The 21,911-nt window shown below is 60.2% G+C and carries 21 protein-coding genes and 1 riboswitch; of the genes, 12 read left to right on the top strand and 9 right to left on the bottom strand.

All coding sequences use genetic code 11. From position 1 onward, the window contains the following. The first annotated feature begins 67 nt into the window (after positions 1-67). Positions 68-835, top strand: coding sequence for a phosphatase PAP2 family protein (locus FHT84_RS13750; RefSeq protein WP_112340371.1), 768 nt, complete (start codon positions 68-70; stop codon positions 833-835). An 11-nt stretch (positions 836-846) separates the two neighbouring features. Here the strand turns inward: FHT84_RS13750 and FHT84_RS13745 are convergent, their stop codons facing one another. Further along, entirely contained in the window at positions 847-1,233 is a 387-nt protein-coding gene (locus FHT84_RS13745; protein WP_183762925.1) for a response regulator, read from the bottom strand. 245 nt (positions 1,234-1,478) lie between these two features. On the opposite strand from FHT84_RS13745, the gene FHT84_RS13740 reads away from it, so the two are divergent. Next, positions 1,479-3,140: a phosphoethanolamine--lipid A transferase gene (locus FHT84_RS13740; RefSeq protein WP_112340373.1), complete on the top strand. Its 1,662-nt coding sequence runs from the start codon at positions 1,479-1,481 to the stop codon at positions 3,138-3,140. 54 nt (positions 3,141-3,194) lie between these two features. On the opposite strand, the gene FHT84_RS13735 is transcribed toward FHT84_RS13740, so the two are convergent. Further along, the gene (locus FHT84_RS13735) at positions 3,195-3,572 is read right to left on the bottom strand and encodes a cupin domain-containing protein (RefSeq protein ID WP_112340374.1); all 378 of its coding nucleotides are present in this window, start codon (positions 3,570-3,572) and stop codon (positions 3,195-3,197) included. Between the two features lie 213 nt (positions 3,573-3,785). On the opposite strand from FHT84_RS13735, the gene FHT84_RS13730 reads away from it, so the two are divergent. The 5 genes from FHT84_RS13730 to FHT84_RS13710 all read left to right on the top strand — a co-directional run bounded on the left by FHT84_RS13730 (position 3,786) and on the right by FHT84_RS13710 (position 7,663). Next, positions 3,786-4,823: an LLM class flavin-dependent oxidoreductase gene (locus FHT84_RS13730; protein WP_112340375.1), complete on the top strand. Its 1,038-nt coding sequence runs from the start codon at positions 3,786-3,788 to the stop codon at positions 4,821-4,823. Positions 4,824-4,968: 145 nt separating this feature from the next. Next, entirely contained in the window at positions 4,969-5,868 is a 900-nt protein-coding gene (locus tag FHT84_RS13725) for a MurR/RpiR family transcriptional regulator (protein WP_112340376.1), read from the top strand. A gap of 132 nt (positions 5,869-6,000) precedes the next feature. Then, positions 6,001-6,747: a COG4280 domain-containing protein gene (locus FHT84_RS13720; protein WP_112340377.1), complete on the top strand. Its 747-nt coding sequence runs from the start codon at positions 6,001-6,003 to the stop codon at positions 6,745-6,747. After that, positions 6,744-6,950, top strand: a complete 207-nt coding sequence (locus FHT84_RS13715; protein ID WP_112340378.1) for a hypothetical protein — start codon at positions 6,744-6,746, stop codon at positions 6,948-6,950. Before FHT84_RS13720 ends, FHT84_RS13715 begins: the two co-directional genes overlap by 4 nt. Before the next feature lie 131 nt (positions 6,951-7,081). Continuing rightward, positions 7,082-7,663: a histidine phosphatase family protein gene (locus tag FHT84_RS13710; RefSeq protein WP_112340379.1), complete on the top strand. Its 582-nt coding sequence runs from the start codon at positions 7,082-7,084 to the stop codon at positions 7,661-7,663. A gap of 90 nt (positions 7,664-7,753) precedes the next feature. On the opposite strand, the gene FHT84_RS13705 is transcribed toward FHT84_RS13710, so the two are convergent. Beyond that, positions 7,754-8,689, bottom strand: a complete 936-nt coding sequence (locus FHT84_RS13705; RefSeq protein ID WP_112340380.1) for a phytanoyl-CoA dioxygenase family protein — start codon at positions 8,687-8,689, stop codon at positions 7,754-7,756. 134 nt (positions 8,690-8,823) lie between these two features. Between FHT84_RS13705 and FHT84_RS13700 the strand changes: the two genes are divergently transcribed. Then, the gene (locus FHT84_RS13700; protein WP_112340381.1) at positions 8,824-9,687 is read left to right on the top strand and encodes an AraC family transcriptional regulator; all 864 of its coding nucleotides are present in this window, start codon (positions 8,824-8,826) and stop codon (positions 9,685-9,687) included. On the opposite strand, the gene FHT84_RS13695 is transcribed toward FHT84_RS13700, so the two are convergent. Continuing rightward, complete coding sequence (locus FHT84_RS13695; RefSeq protein ID WP_112340382.1) at positions 9,677-11,101, bottom strand: PLP-dependent aminotransferase family protein; 1,425 nt, start codon at positions 11,099-11,101, stop codon at positions 9,677-9,679. The genes FHT84_RS13700 and FHT84_RS13695 overlap by 11 nt on opposite strands. 94 nt (positions 11,102-11,195) lie before the next feature. On the opposite strand from FHT84_RS13695, the gene FHT84_RS13690 reads away from it, so the two are divergent. After that, the gene (locus tag FHT84_RS13690; RefSeq protein ID WP_112340383.1) at positions 11,196-11,879 is read left to right on the top strand and encodes a pyridoxamine 5'-phosphate oxidase family protein; all 684 of its coding nucleotides are present in this window, start codon (positions 11,196-11,198) and stop codon (positions 11,877-11,879) included. Between the two features lie 29 nt (positions 11,880-11,908). After that, positions 11,909-12,571 carry a GNAT family protein gene (locus FHT84_RS13685; protein ID WP_112340384.1) on the top strand — a complete coding sequence of 221 codons (663 nt, stop codon included), beginning with the start codon at positions 11,909-11,911 and terminating at the stop codon, positions 12,569-12,571. Between the two features lie 21 nt (positions 12,572-12,592). Here FHT84_RS13685 and aac(6') read toward each other — a convergent pair whose 3' ends face one another. Further along, positions 12,593-13,033: an aminoglycoside 6'-N-acetyltransferase gene (aac(6'), locus tag FHT84_RS13680; protein WP_112340385.1), complete on the bottom strand. Its 441-nt coding sequence runs from the start codon at positions 13,031-13,033 to the stop codon at positions 12,593-12,595. Between the two features lie 132 nt (positions 13,034-13,165). Here aac(6') and FHT84_RS13675 point away from each other — a divergent pair, with 132 nt between their 5' ends. Both FHT84_RS13675 and FHT84_RS13670 read left to right on the top strand, forming a co-directional pair. Next, on the top strand, positions 13,166-14,161 hold the full coding sequence (locus FHT84_RS13675; protein WP_112340386.1) for a sterol desaturase family protein: 996 nt from the start codon (positions 13,166-13,168) through the stop codon (positions 14,159-14,161). A 225-nt stretch (positions 14,162-14,386) separates the two neighbouring features. Next, positions 14,387-17,710: a thiamine pyrophosphate-dependent enzyme gene (locus tag FHT84_RS13670; protein ID WP_112340387.1), complete on the top strand. Its 3,324-nt coding sequence runs from the start codon at positions 14,387-14,389 to the stop codon at positions 17,708-17,710. 156 nt (positions 17,711-17,866) lie between these two features. Here the strand turns inward: FHT84_RS13670 and FHT84_RS13665 are convergent, their stop codons facing one another. The 4 genes from FHT84_RS13665 to FHT84_RS13650 all read right to left on the bottom strand — a co-directional run bounded on the left by FHT84_RS13665 (position 17,867) and on the right by FHT84_RS13650 (position 21,893). Further along, complete coding sequence (locus tag FHT84_RS13665) at positions 17,867-18,712, bottom strand: aspartyl/asparaginyl beta-hydroxylase domain-containing protein (protein WP_112340388.1); 846 nt, start codon at positions 18,710-18,712, stop codon at positions 17,867-17,869. Between the two features lie 302 nt (positions 18,713-19,014). Beyond that, on the bottom strand, positions 19,015-19,404 hold the full coding sequence (crcB, locus tag FHT84_RS13660; RefSeq protein WP_112340389.1) for a fluoride efflux transporter CrcB: 390 nt from the start codon (positions 19,402-19,404) through the stop codon (positions 19,015-19,017). 22 nt (positions 19,405-19,426) lie between these two features. After that, positions 19,427-20,794 carry a voltage-gated chloride channel family protein gene (locus FHT84_RS13655; RefSeq protein ID WP_112340390.1) on the bottom strand — a complete coding sequence of 456 codons (1,368 nt, stop codon included), beginning with the start codon at positions 20,792-20,794 and terminating at the stop codon, positions 19,427-19,429. Positions 20,795-20,909: 115 nt separating this feature from the next. Then, positions 20,910-20,998, bottom strand: a riboswitch (Fluoride riboswitch). A gap of 64 nt (positions 20,999-21,062) precedes the next feature. Continuing rightward, on the bottom strand, positions 21,063-21,893 hold the full coding sequence (locus tag FHT84_RS13650) for a methyltransferase domain-containing protein (protein ID WP_112340391.1): 831 nt from the start codon (positions 21,891-21,893) through the stop codon (positions 21,063-21,065). Positions 21,894-21,911 lie beyond the last annotated feature (18 nt).

Below are 21,911 nucleotides of genomic sequence, written 5' to 3'. Positions count from 1 at the left end.
TCAGCTTTTTTTGCAAACCCGGGCGGGCGCTCTTTTGAACTTGTTCAGACCGTGGCCGGCGTTCCCGATGTTCGATAATTCCATTGCCTATACAAAACGAACGGTCCCGGTAAGCAGATCCTTCGTCGCATTTCTGGCGCTCTTCACGCTCTGGTGGGTGCTGCTGTTCGTCTTCTATCATTTCCCCGCTATCGATCTCCTCGTCGCCAGGAGCGTCTTCACCGCGGCGCCTTGCGCGTCGATCACGCTAGCCGGCAAAGTGTGTGGCGCCTTTGCACTCGCCAAGAATCCTCTTCTCGAGATCGTGCGGGCTGTGACGCTTGCCCTGCCCTACATCGCCGCTGTCACCCTGGTTGCGAGTTTGATTTCATCCTGGCGCAAACATGGCGCTCGATGGCGCACGCCGATAACGGATCGATATGTCGCCGCATTGATATCGCTGACCATCGGCTGCGGCCTCATCGTGAACACCTTGCTTAAAAGCTATTCCGGCAGGCCGCGGCCGCGCAGCACCGATCTCTTCGGCGGTTCGCTCGACTTCGTCCAGGCAGGATCGTTTGCCGGTAAGTGCCTTGGAAATTGCTCCTTCGTTTCCGGAGAAGCGTCGTCCGGCGGCTGGCTGCTCTGCCTCATATTGCTGCTGCCGCCACATCTGCGCCTCCGGCTCGGGCTTCCGCTCGCGATCATCTCGATCATGATGCCGGTCCTGCGGGTAATAACCGGGGCGCACTACCTGTCGGATGCCGTTCTGGGCTGGCTCATGTCGTTGGTGGTCTTTGCCGCTGCCCTGGCCGTGATCGACGTCCTGCGGCTGGCAAGGTCAGCCCAATCCTGAAAAGCCGCGACTCAGCTGACATTGCGGATGCGCTTCAAGCTGCCGCGCGAGGCTGCCTTCCGCACACGGACCGCCATCTCGGCGAGCGCAAAGGGCTTCACCAGATAATCCACGGCGCCGATGCTCATGGCGGTCATCTGGTCCGAGAGCTGATCATAGGCAGACATGACGACGACCGGCGTCGTATCGCCGCGCGCTTTCATGAGCCTCAGCATGTCGAGGCCGCTTCCATCCGGCAATCGAAGGTCGAGAAGAACCACATCATGCCTACTCGACGCGGCCGCGGCCGTTGCGGATTCGAGAGTGATCGACCAGTCGACCGACCAGCCGTCCGCATGCAGATGATCCTGCACGGCATTGCCTATAGCCGGATTGTCTTCGATCAATAAGAGCCGCACGATTGCTCCCCGTTGCAAGCGGGCAGCTATGATGCCTATTTCTGACGGCGACCTGAACTCAAAGCGGGAGGCTGACAAAAAGCGAAGATAATCCGAACAGGGCTCGAAACAGCACTGCACAACGGTCCGTCATTCAGGTAAATGTCAGTATTGATCACCATGGTGGCCAACTTTGGCAGCCAAAACGCACCCTGCGGTATTGGGCACTTCCGCCCCAACCGCCAGCAGATGCGCGGAGAAGACTATTGACCAATAGAAACGCCACGCCGGACCGGCAAAAATTCAGGCCGGCCATCGGCAGTGTCACGCTTTGCTTCATAGCCGCTTTATATGTACTTCTTGTGACAAACCGGATGTTTTGGACCAAGGCATACGGCTATTTTATCGCTGAACCCGCCGCCTTCGCCGCCTTCGTAATCGGCATTTCCGCTGCCATCCTGGCGCTCTTCACGCTCTTTTCCGCCAAATACCTCACGAAGCCGGCCCTGATCTTCTTCGTGCTGGTGGCATCGGTCTCTTCCTGGTTCAACGATCAGTTCGGCGTCATCATCGACAAGGAAATGATCCGCAATGCCGCAGTGTCGACCGGAGCGGAAAGCGGACACCTGATCACGGTGCGCTTCGTGACCTATGTCCTGCTGACGGGCGTCTTACCTTCGCTGGTCATCATGTGGATCCGGATCGTCCATCGTCCCATCCTCAAGAAGCTTGCCTACAATACCGCCGTCATTCTCGCCTGCTCGGCGATCTTCGTCGTTGCCGGCACCAGCTTCTACAAGACCTATGCCGGCGTCGGCCGCGCTCATCGCGACCTGATGGATACACTTAATCCGGTCATCCCGATCACCAGCGCTGTGCGCTACGCAATCGATGCCCAAAAGAACGCCAACGTCGTCGCGCAGCCGCTGGGTACGGATGCCCGCAGGGTCGGCGCGGTCGATAACGGCAAACCGCGCGTCACGATCATCGTTGCCGGCGAAACCGCGCGCGCGCAGAACTTCTCGCTCGGCGGCTACGCCAAGATGACCAATCCGGAACTGGCAAAGCGCGATGTCGTCTACTTCCCCAATACCAGCAGCTGCGGGACGGCGACGGCAACCTCCATACCCTGCCTGTTCTCGGTCTACACGCGTGGGCAATACACCCACCGTAAGGGGCTTGAGACGGAGAACCTGCTCGATGTCCTGACCCATGCCAAGGTGGATGTAACCTGGCTGGATAATGACACCGGCAGCTACAACGTCACCGATCGCGTCTCCTATACCTACCTGCCGCCCTCTGCCGATCCGCGCTTCTGCAAGGACGGCGAATGCAGGGACGAAATCCTCGTAGATAAGATCGACGGCTGGCTGGACAAGGTGAAGGGCGACAGCGTGCTGGTGCTGCACCAGCTCGGCAGCCACGGCCCGGCCTACTATCAGCGCTACCCGGAAGAATTCCGCCGGTTCCAGCCGGATTGCCGCTCCAATGACTTCAGCTCCTGTTCCCAGGAGGAAATCACCAATGCCTATGACAATACGATTCTCTACACGGATCACATCGTCGCCATGGTGATCGACAAGCTGAAGCAGCGCTCGAACTCGGTGTCCGGCTCCGTGCTCTATTTCTCCGATCATGGCGAGTCGCTCGGCGAAAACGGCATCTATCTGCACGGCACGCCCTATATCATCGCCCCTTCACAGCAGACGCATGTGCCGATGCTGGTATGGATGGCTGACGATCTCGCTAAGGCCGCCGGCTTCGACATGGCCTGCCTTGCCAAGCAGGCCGCCGAGGGCACCTACTCTCACGACAACATCTTCCACAGCGTTCTCGGCATGATGGACGTCTCGACGAAGGTCTATGATCCGAAGCTGGATGTTTTCGCGGCCTGCCGTACGCCGTCGAACAAGCTGGCGCTCAACTGATGGACTGGTCAATGTCCGGCAGCCCTTGACGGGCTGCCGGACCATCGGGATCGGTTAAAGCCGCTTGGGCGCGCGGATCGTCCGCTCGTTTTCGACATTGCCGGTATTGAGCGTCGTATTGCGCTCGAACAACACGACCTCGCAGGTCGGCTCGGCGACCGGACAGTGCTCCACCCCATGCGGAACGATGATGTATTCGCCAGGGCCAAGGACGATGTCGCCGCCGTTTTCCTCGCGCAGCTTCATGCGCAGCGTGCCCTTGACGACCAAGAACAGCTCATCCTCTTCTTCATGATGATGCCAATGGAAAGCGCCATCCAGCTTCACGAGCTTGACCTGGAAATCGTTGATGTCGCCGCCGACGCGCGGGCTCCAAGTCTCATCGAAGGCTGCAAAGGCTTTGGTAAGATTCACCTTTTTCAGTGCGACCATGTGTTTCTCCTTGATTCAACCGCGCTCACTTCGGAGCTAATATTGGCGTGAGTACCACCGATCGCAACGCCGGCACTGCCGAATATCGCCGGTTGCCATCGGCATATCGAATTCTTCGAAGATTTCAGCCGAAACTTTCCGGGTAGTGGATGGTCGGGAGCGACACTACATGCTGTCTCAACATTATCATTTCGACACATGACAGGAAAAATCATGACGACAAACAACGTCGAATTCGGCCTGGATACTTTCGGCGACGTGACCTTCGACGATAAGGGCGCGCCGTTGCCGCATGCGCAGGTCCTGCGCAATGTCGTCGAGGAAGGCGTCCTTGCCGACCAGCTTGGAATAGACTTTTTCGGCATCGGCGAGCATCACCGTGAGGATTTTGCGGTCTCCTCGCCCGAAACGATCCTGGCCGCCATCGCCAGCCGTACATCGAAAATCCATCTGGGATCGGCCGTCACCGTGCTGAGCTCGGACGACCCGATCCGCGTGTTCCAGCGCTTCTCCAGCCTGAACGCGGTTTCGAACGGCCGCGCCGAAGTCATTCTCGGTCGTGGCTCGTTTACGGAGTCCTTCCCCCTGTTCGGCTTCGAGCTGTCGCAATACGAGCAGCTCTTCGAGGAAAAGCTCGATCTGTTCGCGGCCTTGCTCAAGAATGAGCCGGTGAACTGGCAGGGCAGCATCCGCCCGCCGCTGCGCAATCAAAAGGTTTTCCCGACCATCGAGAGCGGCCAGCTGAAGACCTGGATCGGCGTCGGCGGCAGCCCGGAATCGGTGGTGCGTGCCGCTCACTACGATCTGCCGCTGATGCTGGCGATCATCGGCGGCAGCCCCTATCGCTTCCAGCCCTATGTCGATCTCTACCACCGCGCCTTCGAACAGCTCGGCAAGCCCGTCAAGCCGATCGGCATCCACTCGCCCGGCTATATCGCCGAGACGGATGAACAGGCACGCGAGGAGCTGTGGCCCTGCTTCAAGGCGATGCGCGACCGCATCGGCCGCGAGCGCGGCTGGCCGCCCATGACGCGCGCGGAATTCGACAACGAGATCGAAAAGGGTTCGCTCTATGTCGGCTCGCCGGAAACGGTCGCCGCCAAGCTCGCCCCGGTCGTCAAGACGCTCGGCATCAGCCGCTTCCAGCTGAAATACAGCGCCGGCGCACTCGGCCATGACAAGATGCTGCGTTGTATCGAACTCTACGGCCAGAAGGTGATCCCGGCGGTGCGAGCCGCTTTGGCGGAATAGCCATAGCCAACTCTCCCGCCGACCTTTAACGCGATCAAAAGGGCGCTTTGCGATACAGCGAAGCGCCCTTTATTTGTGCTGTCATTCTTTTGCAGCAAATGCTACAGATAATCCAATTGGTAGCATTCACTACAGAAGATGTCCGATGGCAGAAGCGACGCAGAAACCTCGCACTTTCGAAGACCGCGTTCTCGATGTGATCGAGACCCTCGCACCCTCAGAGCAACGTATCGCGCGTTTCTTCGTAGATCAGAAGCAGGCCGCACTGTTGAATTCGGCCGCCCAGATCGCGCAGCTCGCCGGCACCAGCGACGCGACGGTCGTCCGCACCGCCCGCGCCCTCGGTTTCGAAAGTCTGTCGACGCTGCGGGCCGCTCTGCTTGAGGAACTGACCGGAGCGCCATCCCCCGGAACGCGGATGCAGCGCACGCTGGCTGAAACGGGCAGCCAGGCCAGCGATGTGCTTCACCATGTCATCAGCATACACGAACAGGCTTTGGAGGTTCTGCGGCGCGAGGAATTCGCCGCAAGCTTCGAACGCTGCGTCGACAGTCTCGCCAAGGCAGCCCGACGTCATGTCTTCGGCATCGGGCCTTCGGGCGCGATAGCGGATTATACCAGCCTGCAGTTCAATCGCATCGGCCTGCCGAGCAGCGCGCTCTCGGCATCTGGCATAGCGCTTGCGGATCGCCTGCTTGGGATTAGCAAAGGCGACGTCGTGCTTGTCATGGCCTATGCGCCGCTCTATCGCGAGGTCGAGGTGCTGCTGGAATACGCCGGCAAGCATGGCGCTCCGATCATCCTGATCAGCGACGATCTCGGCTTACAGATTGCCGACAAGGTGACTGAAGTCCTGCCTGTGCCGCGTGGCAACGCCGGCCACCTCGCCATGCATGCCGGCACGCTGGTGCTGATCGAATCTCTGATCGTGGCGCTAGCCGCGAAGGGCAAGGATGCTGCCATCGACCGCCTCGATCAGCTCAGCCAGCTGCGCGGTGCGCTCGATAAATCATGGAGCAAACGCGGCACGAGGAAACGCAAGTGAACCACGCCAAAGTGCAGCGCGCACGCGATATCGGCATTTGGCCAAGCCTCGGCTCATCCAAGACATGAAGAACCATCGTCCGGCAAATACCGTTCGCATTCAACGCCTTAATCGTCATTCGGGAATCAGTTCATGAACAGCCTCACGCCCATTCTCTCCACCGTGACGGCATCTTTCCTCGGCTCATTTGTCGAAGTCGTGGAAGCCTTCACCATCGTCCTTGCCGTCGGCGTCACACGAAGCTGGCGCCCGGCCCTCACGGGTGCCGCGCTCGCCCTTGCAGTGCTGGCTGCCCTCGTCCTCGTCTTCGGACCGCTGCTGGCGCTGATACCGATCGAGATGTTGCAATTCGTCGTCGGCGTTCTGCTGATCCTTTTCGGCATGCGCTGGCTGCGCAAAGCCATACTTCGCTCCCTCGGCGTCATCGCCCTGCACGACGAGGAAGCAGCCTTCTCCAAGGAGACGGCAGCATTACAGGCGCAGTCCACAGATCGCCGCGCCGATTATCTCGCCGGCCTTGCCGCCTTCAAGGCAGTGCTGCTCGAAGGTGTCGAAGTGGTCTTCATCGTCATCGCCGTCGGCGGCGCGCATGGCCTGACACTCTATGCCGGCCTCGGCGCGCTTGCCGCTTTCGTGCTCGTCATGCTGATCGGATTGCTGGTGCATCGCCCGCTCGCCACCGTGCCGGAAAACACCCTCAAATTCGTCGTCGGCCTCATGCTGACAAGCTTCGGCATCTTCTGGACCGGTGAAGGCATCGGTGCGCACTGGCCGGGCGAGGATTTCGCCCTGATCGCCATCTTCGCGATCGTCTCGCTCGCCTCCTACGCCATCATCCGCGGCCTGCGCGGCAACCCAGCAACAAAGGCAGCCCAATGACCATCCTGCGCATCGCTCTCTCCGAACTTATCGGCATGTTCATCGACGACGGCAGCCTTGCCACGCTCTGCCTTATCCTCATTCTCCTTATTGCCGGAGCGGTGGAAATCCTCGCCTTTCCACCACTCGCGGGTGGCCTTCTCTTGCTGGTCGGCTGCCTCACCATCCTGTTCTACAGCGTCCGCCGCGCCGTGAAACGATGAGATTCACAATCCTCTGCAAGAGCTTGGATTTGCAGAAGGTTGTCGGGTCAGCTGCCAATCCGCTTTAGCTCTCGACAGACGCTTTCGCAGATGCGAAGAATTTCGCACGGCAAATGCAAAGGAGAAACGGCATGAGCAGCGCCTATCCCGAAGTCTATCTGGTACGCCATGGACAGACGGAGTGGAGCCTTTCCGGCCGGCACACCGGCCGGACCGATATTCCGCTCACCGCTGCCGGCGAAGAGGCCGCCCGCAAGGTCGCCGGTCGCCTGCCTGCCATCGATTTCGCCGCCGTCTGGTCGAGTCCATCGCAGCGGGCGCAAAATACCTGCACACTGGCCGGTTTCGGCGACCGTCGCGTCGTCAAGGACGATCTGGCGGAGTGGGATTACGGCGCCTATGAGGGCATCACCACCAAGGCGATCCTTGCCGAACGTCCCGGCTGGCAAGTCTTCCGCGACGGCTGCCCGAATGGCGAATCTGCCGCCGATGTCGGCGCGCGTGCCGACCGCATCATCGGCGAACTTCGCGGCATTGCCGGCTCCGTCCTGATCTTTTCCAGCGCCCATTTCCTGCGCGTCTTCGCTGCCCGCTGGGTTGGCCTGCCGCCGGGGGGCGGTGCGCATCTGGTCCTCGACACCACGAGCATCAGCGTGCTCGGCTACGAGCATGACCTGACCGAGCCGGTCATCCGCCGCTGGAACGAAATCTGACGGACCCGCGCCTGCCCGCCAAATCTCCACAAACGCTTCGAGCGGCCCAAGGCCGCTCGAAGCTTTTTTCAAGAACCCGGTCTCTGTCGTTTACCAGGCCTTGAGACCCAGCAGCTTCTCGCCGAGCGGCGTCAGTTTGGCCGTCGTCGCATTGTGCTTTTCCCATTCGCGGGGGTCGCCCGGAAAGGCGTCGCGCTTCGGGGAGTCCAATTCCCGCCACAGACGAATGCGCTCCTCGCGCTCGGCGATATTGTCGTATTCCGCCGGATGCATGGAGATATATTGCGCCATGCGAACGCGGTTGTCCGAATGGTTGGGACGGACGCCGTGCGCCAGCAGCGAGTTGAAGATCATCAGGTCGCCGGGCTCCATGTCGATATTGACGACCGAGAGACCCGCCATGTCGGGATGCATGGGATCGCGATCCGCGGGCTGCGTCTTTTCCCATTCCTCGAAATGCTCGAAGAGCTGCGGCACGCACTGAAATCCGCCGACATCGCCATCCTGCTTCTTCAGGCTCAGAACACCCTGCACGCCGATCGGCAGGGGCCGGATCGAAGTATCGACATCCCAGTGGATGAAGCCGTTCGGATTGCCCTTCACCTTCTTCGGCGGGTTGAGATTGGCGCGATCGATCGTGACCCAGAGATCCTCGCGATCCCAGATATCGACGAAGACATCGTAAATCCGCTTTTCCATGCGGTTATCCCAGAGATACTGGTGATTATAGATCTCCAGCATGCCGGTATTGTTGAGTTCCTTCATCTTGTGCTCGCGCCGCTGCGGCGCATACCAGGTGGAAGGGTCGTTCGGGTCCTTCTCGTCAAAACGCCACAAGAGCTCGACAAGCCGCTCGACATTGACAGCAGGCACAGCCTGCCGCACGATCACATAACCCCTAGTGATCCAATGCTGCCAATCGTCCTTCGACAGCACTCTGAGCGGCAAAATCTTCCGAATATCCTTCAGTTGCGTCGTGACCGCTGACGCGGTCGGGTGAGCGTCTCGTTTCAAGGCAGGCTGCATCGGTCTCCTCCATCTCGCTGACCCTTTTGTTCTCGGGTTACGGAAGAAGTTGTAGCTCCAACAGGAGTTTCGATGTTGCCCGGCTCTGGCCACTTCTGATACTATTCTGGCTTGTCATCTATTACGGACGCTCCATGAGGCCCTATCTTGAAGTTCTGCCTCGTTCACCGGAAGCATCGTGGAGCATGCTGAACCGCCGGCTCGACGACTGCATTCCATTCCAATGGCACCACCATCCGGAATTCGAGCTGACGCTGACGCTGAATTCCATCGGTCAGCGTTTCATCGGCGATCACAGTGGCGACTATGGTGACGGCGACCTCGTTCTCGTCGGCCCCAATCTGCCGCACAGTTGGGTTTCGCATGCCAAGATCAAGGAAGAAAAGCCGCATATTGCCTTGGTGCTCTGGTTCAATCGCGACTGGCTTTTGCAGATGACGGGCGGCGCCGTCGAATTCCGGTCGATCGAAGCCATGCTGCGGCGTGGAGACAACGGCCTGCACTTTTCCGAGGCGACCTCCGCCGCCGTCCGCCCTGCCTTCGAAACCATTTTCGAAAAGCCGGCTGTCGAGCGCCTTCTGGCTTTGCTCGGCATTCTGGTGAAAGTCGCGGAAGACCGTCAGGCGACGCCGCTCGCCAGCGCGCCGGCGCAGGCTCCGGATCTCAAGGAAAGCCGTGAGCGCATCGACCGTGTGTTGACGCATATGCATCTTCACTATGCCCGCGCGATCAGCCTCGATGAACTGGCCGACATTGCGGCGCTTAGCGTCTCCGGCCTGCACCGCATGTTTCGCCGCCATACCGGCGGGACGATATCGGACTATCTCATGCGCATGCGCATCGGCGATGCCTGCGCCCGCCTCTCCTCCACCGGCCAGGCGGTCCACCATATCAGCGATGCCGTCGGCTATGCCTCGCTTGCCAATTTCAACAGGCAGTTCAGGGCACTCAAGGGCATGACGCCACGCGAATATCGGGCGATGTTTCTCAGGCGCTGACCGGCACTGCTTCGAGCAGTCTTGCAATCCTCGCCGCCGCCGCATCCGCTGCGTGCGCCTCCATGCGGGCGATGCCGAGCAACAGTCCGGGCTGCGCAGCACCCAGGTACAGCGCAGAGATGGGCCGAACCGCGAAACCATTGGCGTTGATTACACGCGCTACGGCGACATCATCGGTCTTTCCGTCGCGGAACCAGCTTGCCAGCTGCAACCCGCCGCCGCCCGCTCCGATCTCCAGCCAAGCGCAGCAATAGCGATCGAGTGCCGATACGGTCGCCGCCATGCGCTCGGCATAAATGGCGTTCATCTGCCTCAGATGTGCACGGAACCGCCCCTCGCGCATGAAATCGGCGAGGGCCGCCTGGATATGGATCGGTACGACGGTGCCTCTGAGCCGCTGCGCCGCCTCGGTCGCCGCCACCAACCGGGACGGCACGACGGCGTATGCGACACGCAGGCCGGGCGCGAGCGTCTTCGAGAAGGTGCCGACATAGGCAACGACTTCGCTGCGATCGATACCCTGCAAGGCGGCGATTGGACGCGACGCATACTGGAACTCGCTGTCGTAATCGTCTTCCAGCACGATCGCACCATTGGCCCGGGCGAATTCGAGCAAGGCGAGACGGCGCGGTAGACTCATAGTGGCGCCGGTCGGATATTGATGCGAAGGCGTAGCATAGATCAGCCGCGGCGGTGGCCCTGCACCTCGCGCAATATCGATACCCTCTGCATCGCAAGGTACCGGCACGAGACTGGCGCCGGCCATCCGCAGGATCGCTTGCGCGCTGGCATAGCCCGGGTCTTCCATCCAGACGATGTCGCCCGGATGATCGGGCTGAAGCAACACGCTCGCGAGCAACCCGATCGCGGCACCGGTCGACGGGACGATCACCACCTGTTCGGGCCGGGCGATCACGCCCCGCGTTGCAGCGATATGATCGAGGATGGCTTCGCGCAGTTCGCGGATACCACCGTGATCACTATAGCCAAGGTCGTGTACCCGCAAAGAGCGGCCCCTGGCCCCGAGATAACGCGCCCAGACTGCGTGGGGAAAGGCTGACACATCCGGCACACCCGGCTCGAACAATCCTCCGGTTTTGAATTCGGTAACGCGCGGCTGGTTCGGCAGTGGCGCAGCGGCTTGCCCTGACAATGGTGCCGATGGAAAGGCTGCGACGCGCGTTGCAGCACCGGGTGCCGATTGCAGATAGCCCTCCGCTTTTAGACGATCATAGGCATTGACGACGGTCGAACGCGCAATGCTGAGCGAGAGCGCCATTACCCGCGTCGACGGCACACGCTGTCCTGCCGGCATTTGCCCATGCAGAATACGGTCGCGCATCAGGCGATAGACTTGCCCCTCCAGGTCACCCGAATTCCGGTCGAGTGCCGGCCATTGCGCCACCGATGCCACGGAACCTCAACTGGTCTGCTAAAAATCAAGAAACTGGCTATTTATAGCCTACCTCTTTGCTGCCAGAGATCAATGCTCAATCGACGAGGAAGCCATGGCCGATCTCAACGCGCCCGATACGAAGACCTATCCGACCACCGAACGCACCCGGGTGCGGCGAAGCCCGAAGCGTGGCAGCCACGCCCATGCCGATGTCCATGCCATTCTGGATGCCGCTCCGCTCTGTCACGTCGGCTATGTCATCAACGGCGCGCCCTATGTGACGCCGACCCTGCATTGGCGGGAGGACGATTATGTCTATTGGCACGGATCATCCGCCAGCCGTTTCCTGCGCGCCGCAGAAGATATGCCGGTCTGCCTGACCTGCAGCATCATCGACGGCTATGTGCTGGCCCGCTCGGCCTTCAATCATTCCGTCAATTACCGTTCGGCCATGGTCTTCGGCACGGCCCGCCTGGTCGACGACATCGAGGAGAAGACCGATGCACTGCGCCGCTTCATCGAAGACCTGTTTCCCGGCCGCTGGGACAGTTTGAGGCCGATGACCGGTCAGGAGGTCAAGGCAACTTCTGTGCTGCGCATGAAGATCGATGAGGCCTCGGCCAAGATTCGCAACGGCCCGCCAGGCGATTTGGAGGAGGCAGATCATCCCGTCTGGGCCGGCGTCCTGCCCATCGAAAGCCGTCTGGTATCGCCACAGCCCGCCCCCGGCTTGCCCGATGGGATGGAACTGCCACAATCCCTCGCAGACCTGATACACTCCGGCCGGCTCCGCTAGGCTGTATTTGATGACCAAAGGACTTTGACATGGATCTGACGAACTGGAAGGGCGTATCCCGTCCCGAGCGCATTACTCTGGAAGGCCATTATACGCGGATAGAACCGCTCGATCCGGCCCGTCATGGCGACGATCTCTATGCCTCGGCCCGCGCGCCCGGCGCGGAAGATCGTTTCCGCTATCTCTTCGAAGACGCACCGGCTGATCGCTCTGCCTTTTCGCCCTGGCTTGAGAAAGCCGCATCCAGCGCCGATCCGCTCTTCTTCGCGACGATCGACAAGCGCACGGGCCGTGCCGAAGGCCGGCAGGCTCTGATGCGCATAGACAATACACATGGCGTCATCGAGATCGGCAGCATCCTTTGGGGACCCGCCATCGCCCGCAGCCGCGTGACGACCGAGACGCTCTATCTCTTTGCATCCTATGTCTTCGACACGCTCGGCTATCGCCGCTTCGAGTGGAAGTGCAACAACCTCAATGAACCTTCGAAGCGGGCAGCCGAACGGTTCGGTTTCGTTTTCGAAGGCATCTTCCGCCAGCACATGGTCGCCAAGGGCCAGAATCGCGACACCGCCTGGTTTGCCATGATCGACGCCGACTGGCCGCGGCTGAAGGCCGGCTACGAGCGCTGGCTGAAGCCGGAGAATTTCGATGCGGCCGGACAGCAGAAAACGAAATTGACATTCGCCTAGGCACAGTCCTGTAGCTCCGGCCTAGAGCAGCTTTCGAAAATAGACCACGCGCCTGGTTTCGACAAAACCGAGCGCTGCATGGAAGGCATGGCTCGCAAGATTGTCGATCAATGCATCCGAGGCAAACTCCGTGCAGCCGGCCTCCCGCCCCCAGGCGGCGACAGCCTCGCAAAGTGCCTGTGCCACCCCTTCCCGTCGATTTTCCGGGCGCACATAGATTCCCTCGAGGAACAGAACCGGGGATGTCTCGCAACCGTTGACGTAATCGTGCCGCAATGTTGCTTCGGCAAAACCGGTGATATGACCGGCAGCATCGATCGCCACGAAAGCAATACCGTTTTCATTGGAGCAAAACTGCGCAAGTTCCGCGCGGTGATGTTCGACCGAATGGCCGGGCCAAAGCGCCGCGCGCAAGCCAACCCACCCCTCCAGATGCTCGTGTCCCGCCTTTTCTATCCGCATGTTTCGGTCTCCCTTCCAACTGCCGTCGCCAGCGATCGGAAAAATTTCGCTTTCGACTCCACAATCATCGCGCTACATATCCCGCATACTCACGCGCAAATTTTTCGCTGATCAGAATCTGAGGATGATGGAATGACATTTCAAAGCAGTTCGCGTCTTTACGCTGCTGTTTCCTCCCTGTTGTGGCCTGCCATCCTATGCGGTGGACTAACGGGAGCCTATTTCGCCTTCCAGTCGGATATGCATCTTCTCTGGTTCAATGTCGTCTATCTTTCGACGGTGGCCATAATCGCCCTCTTCGAGCGGTTGATGCCTTACGAGAAGACTTGGCAGAAACGCGATGGCGAAACCTTCAACGATGTCGCCCATACGCTGCTGAACAAAGGCGGCGTGCAGATCGCCGCTGCGATCGGCACCTCTTTCCCCATGGCCGTTGCAACGGTTGCGCAGCCGGCACTGAGCTACCATTCGCATTTCTGGCCGGATCAGTGGCCGATGATATTCCAGGTGGCGCTCGGCCTCGTCATCGCCGAGTTCGGCCTCTATATGGCCCATCGTCTCGCGCATGAGCATCTGTCGCTATGGCGCTTCCATGCGCTGCATCACAGCGTCGAGCGGCTATGGGTCATCAATACAGGCCGCTTTCACGTCATCGATACGCTCTTCAAGATCGCGCTCGGTCAGATTCCACTCTATCTGCTCGGCGCGCCTTTGCCGGTCTTCCTCTGGATCGGTGCGGTCACGGCTTTCATCGGCCTTTTGACCCATTGCAATGTCGACATGCGCACCGGCCCGCTCGACCTCATATTCTCGACGCCGCGCCTGCATCGCTGGCATCATTCAAAAGTGCTTGCCGAAGGCAATACGAATTATGGGGAAAACCTCGTGATCTGGGACCAGCTTCTCGGCACCTTCTACAATCCGCCGCGCCCCTCCTCCACGGATATCGGCATCACCGGCAAGATCGCCAAAGGCTTCCTCGCCCAGCTCGCGCAGCCCTTCTCGAAGAAGGGCCGCAAGGAGATTATCGGCAAGAAGCCGAAGGAATTGATCCTTCAGGAAGAACAAGCCGCAAAGGCCGCCGCGGCAAGGCGGAACAGCAACATCAGGATCCGCAAATCAGGCTAGGATCGCTTTCGATAAACGCGCCGATCGCCTGGCGCACGGACGGATGCGTTCATCGATACATGCCTGTGGACAGAAACATCGCGAAAAACTCAAGCCCGGCGATTCACGTATTTCGGTTTCAAACCGAGAAAATATTGTCATTTAACGTGTATTGAAAAAGGTAGCCCAGGGGTCTACCTAGGTCCACGCAATTAATTTGGACGAAAGATTAGGAAAATCATTGAGATGGAAGGGAGGTTTACAACAGAATACCTCAAGCAACTTCACAGAATATTTTTCGTTTCCAGAGAAATAGACCGTCTTGAGCGAGAATTCATCAAGCAGGGCATAGCACATTTCCATGTTTCCGGCGCCGGACATGAGTCCACGGCGCTGCTCAACGAGTTTCTCCAAGACGACGACTGGCTGCATCTCCATTATCGCGACAAGGCATTGATGCTCGCGCGCGGCATGCCCATTCGTGAGTTCTTCTCCAGCCTGCTCGCCACAGCCAGTTCACACTCGGCCGGCCGGCAGATGAGCGCGCATCTCTCTTCCCGCGCTCTCAATATCACCTCCATCGTCGGCCCTGTCGGCAACAATGCGCTGCACGCTGTCGGCGTTGCCGCATCCCTGAAGCACAAGCCCGGCATGCCGATTGCCGTCTGCTGTGTCGGCGACGGCACCACCCAGCAGGGCGAATTCGTCGAAGCGGTCGCCGAGGCCGTGCGCGGCCAGTATCCCGTCGTCTTCGTTATCGAGGATAACAGCTTCTCCATTTCGACAAGAACGAGCAAGCAGACCTTCTTCGACCTGCCCGGCGGCCCGGCCTCCAGCTTTTATGGCGTCGAGATCATCCGCACCGAGGGTGACGATCTGCGGGCCTCGCGCGAGGCCTTTCACAAGGCGGTCCGCCACAGCCGCAACAACCGCACGCCGAGCATCGTGCTCCTCAATGTCGAGCGGCTGTCCGACCACACCAACGCCGACGACCAGAAGACCTACCGCACCCTGCTCGAAATCGAGGCCGGCTCCTCGCGTGATCCGCTGCCGAACCTGCGAGCCATGCTGCAGAAGGCAGGCACCGACGCCGACGCGCTTCGAAAGCTCGAACAGGAATTGACGGCCGAAGTCCAGGCGGAAGCCGCCCTCGCCCGCAAGGAAGACGCGCCCAAGGTCGAACCGGAGGCGAAGGCTCCCTATCCGGCTTCCTTCAAGGGAAAGACTGAATATCGCGGCAATGAAAAAACATCGACCTTGACGATGCGCGAAGCGCTGAATGCGGTCCTCGACAAACAGCTTGCCGCCAATCCCGACGTCGTCCTGTTCGGCCAGGATATCGAAGATCCGAAGGGCGACGTCTTCGGCGTTACCCGCGGTCTCAGCACGAAATATCCCGATCGCGTCCGCAATGCCGCTCTCAGCGAGTCCACCATCGTCGGCACGGCCGTCGGCCGTGCGCTGGCCGGGCAGCGCCCGGTCGCCTTCCTGCAATTCGCCGATTTCCTGCCGCTCGCCTATAACCAGATCGTCTCGGAAATGGGCAGCATGTTCTGGCGCACGGAGGGGGCATGGGAAGCTCCCGTCATTCTGATGGTGAGCTGCGGCGGCTATAAGCCCGGCCTTGGCCCGTTCCACGCCCAGAGCTTCGAGGGCATGCTGGCGCACACACCGGGTATCGACGTCGTCATGCCCTCCAGCGCCGGCGATGCGGCGGGGCTTCTCAATGCCGCCTTCGACTCACGGCGCCCCACGGTTTTCCTTTATCCGAAGGCCGTGCTCAACAATTCCGACGGCCGCACCTCCGAGGATATCGACAAGCACTTCGTCCATCCCGGCCTGTCACGCCATGTTACCCGCGGCCGCGACATCACGCTCGTCAGCTACGGCAATACCGTTTCGCTCTGCGCCAATGCCGCGAGCGCTTTCGAGGCCCAGGGCTTTTCCGTCGAGGTGATCGATCTGCGCTCGATCTCGCCTTGGGACGAGAAGGAAGTGCTGGCGAGCGCCCGGCGCACCCGCCGTCTGATCGTCGTCCATGAAGATAATCGCACCGTCGGCATGGGTGCGGAAATCATCGCGACCGTCACCGAAAAGACCGACGTGCCCGTCGTCGTGCGCAGGCTGGCGCGCTCGGATGCCCACATTCCCTTCAACTTCCGCAATCAGCTCGAAACCTTGCCCTCCTACCGCAAGCTGGTCGATCTGATGGCAGAGGTTCTCGAATGCGAAGTGACCTGGCATGAAGAAGATGACAGCGGCCCGACGGCAGCTATCAAGGCTATCGGCTCCGGCCCTGCGGACGAAAACGTCCTGGTGACGGATCTGCTCGTCAAGCCTGGCGACAAGATCGAGGTCGGTCAGCTCGTTGCCGTCGTCGAGGCGACGAAAGCCTCTGTCGAGATCTGCGCCAATATCGGCGGCGTCGTGCAGGAAGTCTTCGCCAAGGTCGGCGACCAGATCGCCACCGACAGCCCGCTTCTGACCGTCGATGCCAACCGCGATCTGAGCGAACAGAATTTTGCGCTTGCCTCCGAAATCCAGAACAAGTTCGTGCTGCGGCGCCTGAAGTCGCACGTCATCCCGGCGCTGCGCCGCCACACCGGCAGCTTCTCGGAAGTCGTCATCAACGGCATCGGCATCGCCACCGGCGCCCGCCGCGTCACCAACGAAGAGATCATCCACAATTGGCCAAATCGCCGCGCCGACGAGATTCTTGCACTGACGGGTATCAAGAGCCGCTTCTGGGTCGGGCCTGACGAAGGCACGCTGAGCCTCGCGACGAAGGCGGCTCGCGATCTCCTCAAGCAGAACCAGATCTCGATCCACGATATCGATCTGGTGATTGCCGCCACGGGCACGCCTGACATCGCCACGCCGTCGCTCGCAAGCCGCGTCGCGGTTGCCGTCGCCGAAGACGGCGTGCGGCCGTCGCTTGCCGCCTATGACATGGGCGCCGCCTGCTCCGGCTATCTCTACGCGCTGCAGCAGGCCTATGATTTCATTGCCCAGCAGAACGACGCCAAGGTGCTCATCATCACCTCGGAAGTCCTGTCGCCGCTGCTCGACATGAACGATTTCTCGACGGCGATCCTGTTCGGCGATGCCGCAACCGCCAGCCTCGTGACCAGCCGCGACATGGCGCGCAATCCGCTCTTCACCGCAAGCCGTCCGATCGTCAGCGGTCGGCCGGAACCGGGCGATCTACTCTACGTTCCGCTGCCGGACGATGGCGTCATTGCCATGAACGGCCGCTCGGTCTTCACCGAAGCGGTGCATTCGATGACCCGTTCGATCGAAAACGCCTGCGTCGATGCCGGCATCGAGCTTGCCAATCTCGATCTCCTGGTGCCGCATCAGGCCAACCAGCGTATCATCGACACGATTGCCAAGCGCAGTGGCCGCCCAGCCCTCAGCGTCATCGAGACCTACGGCAACACCAGCTCGTCAAGCATTCCGCTCGCCATGCTGCATGTTGCCGACGAACACTCCGAACCGCTCAACCTCGGCCTCGTGGCTTTCGGTGGTGGCATGACGGCAGGTGCTGCAATCGTACGGACAGTGAAATAACCTCAGTTTCATTCCCCTGGCGCCTCGAAGCCTTCAGAACGACGAACGCAACATCGCCGATTTGCCGCACTTCAGCGCTTGCGCGTGACTGAATAAAACAAAACCCCGGGCTCCCTCAGAGAGACCGGGGTTTATGAAGCTAAACAGTCGATAAAATCAGGGTTTCGGGCGGTTTCTAAACGCCTCGGCTTCGGCGTAGAACTTCTTTTCCCATTCCTTGTGGTTGTCGAGACCTTCCTTGATGAAGGGCGTGAAGATCGCCAGGTTCATCAGAGCCCAGTTGATGAAGCGGGCCGGGAATTTCAGCGGCTTGACGAAATCGACGAAGAGCACCACGCGGGTCTTGTCGGTATGGTTCCAGGCTTCATGCTCATAGGCGTCGTCGAAGATCAGCGCCTTGCCTTCCTGCCAGTGGCAAACCTGCTTGTCGACGCGAATGGCGAGCTTGTCATTCGGCTCCGGCACGATGAGGCCGAGATGCAGGCGCAGCACGCCATTATAGGGGCCGCGATGCGCAGGCAGATGTTTGCCCGGCTCGAAGATCGAGAACATCGCCGTCGTCAGGCCGGGAATCTTCTGCACGGCCGCCCAGGTATTCGGGCACGCCTTGATGTTCTGCTCGGACTTCACGCCGAAACCGAGAAGGAAGAACGTCTTCCAGCGCGTATCGGTCGAAATGGTCTTCACGTCGGTGGAGATGTCCTGGAAGGTCGGCAGCTCGCTCTGGCGCAGCAGCACCTTTTCGAGCTCTGCGCGGATGGCCGGATAATCCTTCTCGATCTCGGCCGCCCAGGGGAAGGTCGCGGTGTCATAGACCGGCGGATTGCCGAGCTTGGCATATTTCAGGTTGAGGCTTTCGGCCCAGGCAACGATGCTCATAAAAAAGCGGGTCATGGCGCTCGGACGGTCCATCGGCGCGATGCCGGCGGTGCCGAAGGTCTGTTCCGGAGCAGAAGATTGGTTGGAAGTGGGAGCAGGTGCGCTCAAGGGACTCTCCGTCATGTCTGTCTTTTGGGGCGGTGCGGTCCGGGAGGAGGTTGCCCGGGGAGTCCGCATGCGAATCCCGGAGCGAGAACAGGCTTGTCATTGGGAATGCTTTGCCGGTGCTTATCCTGATCGACGCCCGACTCCTTGTGTTATGCGGTGATCTTAATAGGCGATTATATGAGTTGATTAGTCGAATTTCGCAAGAGAGTCCGTTCGCAACAAACGGTGGTTTGTCGTGGAATGAACCTCTGCGATTCTCAAGAGGGATTCACCTCGGAATCGGCAAAAATGCGGCGAAATCTGCCGACGCCCAATCACTATGCCGTTTGAACCTGAATTATTAGCCGGACAATTGCAAGTCCTGCCATCAGAGCCCCGATCGACAGGAAAACGGACAGGCCGATATAGGCGATGGCCGGCATCCATTGGCCGCGCTCCCAGAGCATGACGCTCTCCAGCGCAAAGGTCGAAAACGTCGTGAACCCACCCAGAAGGCCTGTTGTTAGAAACAACCGCATCTCCTGCGACATACCGCCGCGAAAAGCGAAATACTCCGTCAGCAGCCCCATGATGAAGGCACCAAGCACATTGATGATCAACGTGCCGAATGGAAATTCGACCCCAAGCAGGCGGGCAACGAGCTCATTGATACCAAGGCGGAACGCGCCGCCCAATCCGGCACCGAGAAACACGACAAGATAGAGCACGACAACCTCCGCCGTCCTTGCGTCAAACCTTTCCGACCTTATGGGCATTTTCCCGCCGCGTCTTCAAGCCGCTCTCGCGAATATGGCGAAGCGGTGTATCGGCCGGGATGTTATCGGAAGCACCTTTGGCGATGCCGAGCCGCTGCGACAGATAGATGCTGGTATGGCCGCTGCAGATATAGGCAAGGAAGCATGCCACGGCGAGATAGACCGTATGCGTCGCGCCGAAGAGCTCGATGCCCATGATCATGCAGGCAAGCGGCGTGTTGGTGGCACCGGCAAAAACGGCAACAAAGCCCAACCCGGCAAAGAGATCGGCCGGGGCACCGAGAATGACGGCAAGCGCATTACCGAGCGCGGCACCGATGAAGAACAAAGGCGTCACCTCCCCGCCCTTGAAGCCGGCACTGAGTGTCACGATCGTGAAGACCGCCTTCCAGAACCAGCTCCAGTAATCCACACGGGCAGGATCGAAGAAGCCGAGGATCGTCGCATCGTCAGGGTTGGGCGACCAGACGCCAAGCCCGAGATATTGCCGCGTGCCAAGCAGATAGACGAGACCGATCAAGATCGCACTGGCGATGACAGGCCTGAGCGGCGCGTAAGCGCAGAGCCGCTTGAATGCCGCGGACGCCCGATGCGAGACCTCGCTGAACGAGCGCGCCATCAGGCCAAAGATCACGCCGGCGATGCCGGCCTTGACGAGCAGCAGTGCATCGAGATGGAAGGTGCCGGCTGGCGTGCCGGCGAGATAGCCGATCTGATACTGGATGTGCTCGATGCCCCAGGCATGGCAGGTCCAATCGGCTATGATCGCCGCCGCAAGGCTCGGGATCAGCGCCTCATATTGTATTCGCCCGATCGTCAGGACTTCGAGAGCGAAGACGGCACCAGCGATCGGCGTGCCGAAGACCGCGCCGAAGCCCGCAGCGATGCCCGCCATGAGGAGGATGCGGATCTCGGCATGACTGAGCCGGAAAACCCTCGCAAAGGCGCTGGCAATGCTGCCGCCGAGCTGCACGGCTGTCCCCTCGCGTCCCGCCGAACCGCCGACCAGATGCGTCAGAACCGTCGAAACCAGGATGAAGGGCGCCATGCGCAGCGGCACGCCGCCGCCGGGCTCATGGATCTGATCGACGATCAGATTGTTGCCGCCTTCCGATCCGCGGCCGAAGTGCTGATAGACCAGCACCATCAGGAAGCCGGCAACCGGCATCAGGAAGATCAGCCAGGGATGGTCGAAACGCGCGGCCGTCGCCTTGTCCAGGCTCCAGAGAAACAGAGCGCAAAGCGAGCCGACGACGACCGCCATCGGTACGACCAGAACTATCCATTTGAACAGGCTGCGAAACTGCTGAAAGCGATGATGAAAATAGGCGGAGGCGGACATCAGTTTGCCCCTCCCGCAAAGCCGGCGGATGGCCCCGCGGGGACGGTGGATAAATGACACGAATGGGATAACGGTAGAAAGACAGGCACGACTCTACTCCTTCGCCTCTCAGGCGCGTTGAGTAGGAGTCATCAGCTTCCCTGGAGAAATCAGAGCAGCGGTTCGGCCACCATGGCCCGGCAGAAATCCATTACCGTTATATTTTCCATACAGACACAGGCCCGCCGCTGTCAATGGACCGTGGCGAACCGCATCCGGCACAATGGCCTCAAATGGCTTTGGCAATCATCTCGATCGGCGCAAGCAGGCCGCCCTCGACCGACACGTTGACGTTGCTCATGCGCTCGCCAGCCCGCGGACCCATCAGCGTACGGACACCCTGGTCTCGCACACCGCCGGCCGCAGCCGCCCTGGCGCGCGCTTCATGTGCCAATCGGATTGCGAGAGCGCTGCGGTCCTGCTCGAGCTCGACCGTGAAGCCGGCTTCGTCAAGCAGATAGCGATAGACATCGGGGCTGCGGACGAAACTCGTTTCCGGTTCCATCGCCCAGGGCATCGGATAGGGCAGCGTTCCCTCCCGCATCTGCATGATCTCATAAAGCCCGAAACGGCCACCGGGCTTGAGAATGCGCCTGATCTCGGAAAACAGCCGAGCCTTGTCCTCGATATTCATGCCGACATGGATGAGCGTCGCCCGGTCGAAACTGCCGCTCTCGAAAGGCAATGCCAACGCGCTGCCCTGCCGAAAGGAAACCAGATCCTTGAGACCGCAGCGGGCCGTCAGCGAATTGGCGACCTGAACGAATTCTTCGGTGAGATCGATTCCCGAGACGATGCATCCATAGGAATCGGCAAAATGGCGGCCAGGCCCGCCGAGCCCCGATCCGATATCGGCAAGTCGCAGGCCGGCGGAAAGTTCGAGATCCCTTGCGAAATCAACTGTCGCAGCGTGCCGCCCCAGATGGAATTCATCGATATCGGTCAGATCGCGGATGCGCAGGTTGTCGATATCCTTGCCCTCGGCAGCAAGCGTTTGCAGGATCGCCGTTTCCAGCGATCCATGCGTATAGTGGCTGGCAACTTTTTCCTCGGTAGACATGCACGCACTCCCAAGGCT

It is taken from the genome of Rhizobium sp. BK289 (assembly GCF_014193575.1).
GTDB classification, from domain to species: Bacteria; Pseudomonadota; Alphaproteobacteria; order Rhizobiales; family Rhizobiaceae; genus Rhizobium; species Rhizobium tropici_C.
This window is presented reverse-complemented; position numbering and strand designations above follow the sequence as displayed.

Bases quoted from the DNA above. Each gene is read 5' to 3' on its own strand.
- FHT84_RS13750 (WP_112340371.1), top strand. From the start codon at position 68: ATGTTCGATAATTCCATTGCCTATACAAAACGAACGGTCCCGGTAAGC.
- FHT84_RS13690 (WP_112340383.1), top strand. From the start codon at position 11,196: ATGGCCGATCTCAACGCGCCCGATACGAAGACCTATCCGACCACCGAA.
- FHT84_RS13720 (WP_112340377.1), top strand. From the start codon at position 6,001: ATGAACAGCCTCACGCCCATTCTCTCCACCGTGACGGCATCTTTCCTC.
- FHT84_RS13705 (WP_112340380.1), bottom strand. From the start codon at position 8,689: ATGCAGCCTGCCTTGAAACGAGACGCTCACCCGACCGCGTCAGCGGTC.
- FHT84_RS13650 (WP_112340391.1), bottom strand. From the start codon at position 21,893: ATGTCTACCGAGGAAAAAGTTGCCAGCCACTATACGCATGGATCGCTG.
- FHT84_RS13665 (WP_112340388.1), bottom strand. From the start codon at position 18,712: ATGACGGAGAGTCCCTTGAGCGCACCTGCTCCCACTTCCAACCAATCT.
- FHT84_RS13730 (WP_112340375.1), top strand. From the start codon at position 3,786: ATGACGACAAACAACGTCGAATTCGGCCTGGATACTTTCGGCGACGTG.
- FHT84_RS13715 (WP_112340378.1), top strand. From the start codon at position 6,744: ATGACCATCCTGCGCATCGCTCTCTCCGAACTTATCGGCATGTTCATC.
- FHT84_RS13710 (WP_112340379.1), top strand. From the start codon at position 7,082: ATGAGCAGCGCCTATCCCGAAGTCTATCTGGTACGCCATGGACAGACG.
- FHT84_RS13675 (WP_112340386.1), top strand. From the start codon at position 13,166: ATGACATTTCAAAGCAGTTCGCGTCTTTACGCTGCTGTTTCCTCCCTG.
- FHT84_RS13735 (WP_112340374.1), bottom strand. From the start codon at position 3,572: ATGGTCGCACTGAAAAAGGTGAATCTTACCAAAGCCTTTGCAGCCTTC.
- FHT84_RS13670 (WP_112340387.1), top strand. From the start codon at position 14,387: ATGGAAGGGAGGTTTACAACAGAATACCTCAAGCAACTTCACAGAATA.
- FHT84_RS13725 (WP_112340376.1), top strand. From the start codon at position 4,969: ATGGCAGAAGCGACGCAGAAACCTCGCACTTTCGAAGACCGCGTTCTC.
- FHT84_RS13655 (WP_112340390.1), bottom strand. From the start codon at position 20,794: ATGTCCGCCTCCGCCTATTTTCATCATCGCTTTCAGCAGTTTCGCAGC.
- FHT84_RS13700 (WP_112340381.1), top strand. From the start codon at position 8,824: ATGAGGCCCTATCTTGAAGTTCTGCCTCGTTCACCGGAAGCATCGTGG.
- FHT84_RS13685 (WP_112340384.1), top strand. From the start codon at position 11,909: ATGGATCTGACGAACTGGAAGGGCGTATCCCGTCCCGAGCGCATTACT.